The organism is Oleiphilus sp. HI0066 (assembly GCF_001635725.1).
Genome location: NZ_LWFH01001163.1, coordinates 1 through 2,643 on the forward strand (window position 1 = coordinate 1; position 2,643 = coordinate 2,643).

General features: G+C 43.4%; 2 protein-coding genes. Both read left to right on the forward strand.

What is annotated here, in order from left to right; translation table 11 throughout:
• Window positions 1–1,460: hypothetical protein (locus A3738_RS15500; RefSeq protein WP_068763711.1), on the forward strand; the 1,460-nt coding region annotated here is incomplete at its 5' end.
• 95 nt (window positions 1,461–1,555) lie between these two features.
• A partial coding sequence (locus A3738_RS15505; RefSeq protein ID WP_369819809.1) for a homoserine O-acetyltransferase occupies window positions 1,556–2,643 on the forward strand: 1,088 nt, incomplete at its 3' end.

Here is a 2,643-nt window from a genome sequence, read left to right on the forward strand (position 1 = left end):
TGGCTGAGGTTGTGTCAGTTAGTAAAGACGAAGCGCTTGCCTTGGGGTTTGAAGAATCAATGCAAGAGCAAGATCTTGAAAACCCCGAGAAGGTTATTATTCCTCGATGGCGTCATGCGCAGCTCAGTCTAAAGCATCCTTTGCTACAACAAGGTGTGCGTATTTTAGATACTCCGGGATTAAACGCGTTGGGTTCGGAGCCTGAGTTGACAGTGAGTATGATTCCAAATGCACAAGCGGTTGTGTTTTTGCTTTCAGCTGATGCTGGTGTAACTGCGAGCGATATGGCGATTTGGAATCAATATATCTCTCCGAACGGAGAGGCTTCAGAAAAATACTGTTATGCCTTATTGAATAAAATTGATGTCTTGTGGGACGACTTACAGGGCGAGACGTATACGGCTGCAGCGATTGAGTCAGTGAAGCAGGATACTGCTAGAAAGCTTTGTATTGCCGCAGAGCATGTGTTGCCAGTTTCAGCAAAGAAAGCATTACATGCAAAAGTAAAACAAGATGATGCGCTAGGTCAGAAAAGTGGCCTCCAAAAATTTGAAAACTTGCTGATAGAGCAGTTGGTTAACGAGCGTGAATGTTTACTCTACAGCTCAGCTATTTCTGATATCAGTTCTTTAGTACAGAGCAGTGAAAAAGTAATACGGCATCAGCTAGTTCGCGCAAAAGAACATTTACTAGCGCATGAACGCAATGAAGATGCTGAGTCATCTCTGAATGATATTGCTGATCAAACACAACAAGATCATGCTGAGTTCTATAGAAAACTCGTTGCTTTGCGTTCAAGTCGACGTTTGATGATGTCGCAGAAAGAAATCCTCCATGATCTTGTTCATCTCGATAAGTTTGATGCACTTGCCGACGATATTCGCAGAGCGATGCAAGATGCATGGAGTACAAAAGGATTGATCGAAGCGATGCGCCGCTTCTTTTACGACGTAGATCGTGTCTTTGACAATCTTATGGTTGAAATACGTGTCGCGGAAAAGATGGTTGATTCAATGTACGCTCGTTTTAAACACGATCATCAAGCAGACCATCTTCATCCGACTCGCTTTTCGATTAAAAAATATCGACAGAAGCTTTCTGTAATCAAAGCTAAGTTTGTACGTTATCGAAGAAATCCTAAGCTCTTGATGACAGAGCAGACATTAGTCATCAAGCACTTTAAAAATGCATTCGTTCAAGATGTTCGTAAGGTGTATGAAGAGTTAGCCGAACAGGCAGCTTGTTGGGCCGATGATGCTCTACTACCTCTGATGCAATATACCGTTGAACAAAAAGAAGCGCTTCGACAACAAATGGAAAGCTTCCAGAGTTTAGCGCAAGAGAAGAAAAGTCAGCGGGAAGAGTGTTCTACTATGCAGAAGCGTATCGATATGCTTAAACAGCAACTTGCATTGACGCATTCGATCGCGAAGCAGTTAGAGGCGCACTCCAACACATAAGGTCATTATCTAACGGGTCAAGTTGCGCTCCACATGCAGCACGTTTACACTCGCACGATTATAGAAAGGCCTTTGATATAGGAATTATCTTTAGCGTGTTAGCTGATTCTGTTGGGCTAGTTGAGCCCAAACTCCAACACTTTGATCAAGCATTAAAATTAGATTGCGGTAAGACCTTGTCGCAATATGATTTGATCTATGAAACATACGGTGAATTGAACGAGTCTCGTTCAAATGCCGTACTGATTTGCCATGCTCTTTCTGGCGACCATCACGCTGCAGGATATCACCAAGAAGATGATCCAAAACCCGGTTGGTGGGACAGTTGCATCGGGCCAGGAAAGCCGATTGATACAAACGTTTTCTTCGTTGTTTGCTTAAATAATCTCGGTGGTTGTAAAGGCAGCACTGGACCAACCACTCTATGCCCAGAAACGGGTGAACGTTATGGGCCAGATTTTCCTATCGTCACTGTTCGAGACTGGGTGGAAAGCCAAGCGCGTCTCGCTGATGTACTCGGTATAGATGTCTGGGCTGCCGTTGTTGGAGGTAGTTTAGGTGGCATGCAGGCATTGCGTTGGTCCTTGGATTATCCGAAGCGCGTAAAGCACGCTGTAGTTATTGCCTCGACACCAAAACTGACAGCACAAAACATTGCTTTTAATGAGATTGCACGTAAAGCAATCACATCAGACCCTAGTTTCCATGATGGTCGTTACTACTTGCATGATACCGTGCCGGCCAAAGGGTTAATGCTCGCTAGAATGATTGGGCATATTACTTATTTGTCTGACGAGGCAATGGGCGAAAAATTCGGACGTGTCACGAAGTCAGAAAATTTCAATTTTGACTATGGTGTTGAATTTGAGGTCGAGTCCTATTTAAATTATCAAGGTAAACGTTTTTCTAAAACATTTGATGCAAATACTTATCTGCTCATGACACGCGCCTTGGATTATTTTGATCCTGCCCAAGACTTTGACGGTGATTTAGTCAAAGCCTTAGAAGTATCACAATGCAGTTATTTTGTAGCCTCATTTAGCAGTGATTGGCGTTTCTCTCCTGAACGTTCTCAAGTCTTAGTAGACGCCATGATTAAAGCTAACAAACCCGTGAGTTATTGTGAGATAGATGCTCCGCACGGGCATGATGCTTTTTTAATACCTACGCCACGTTATACTGC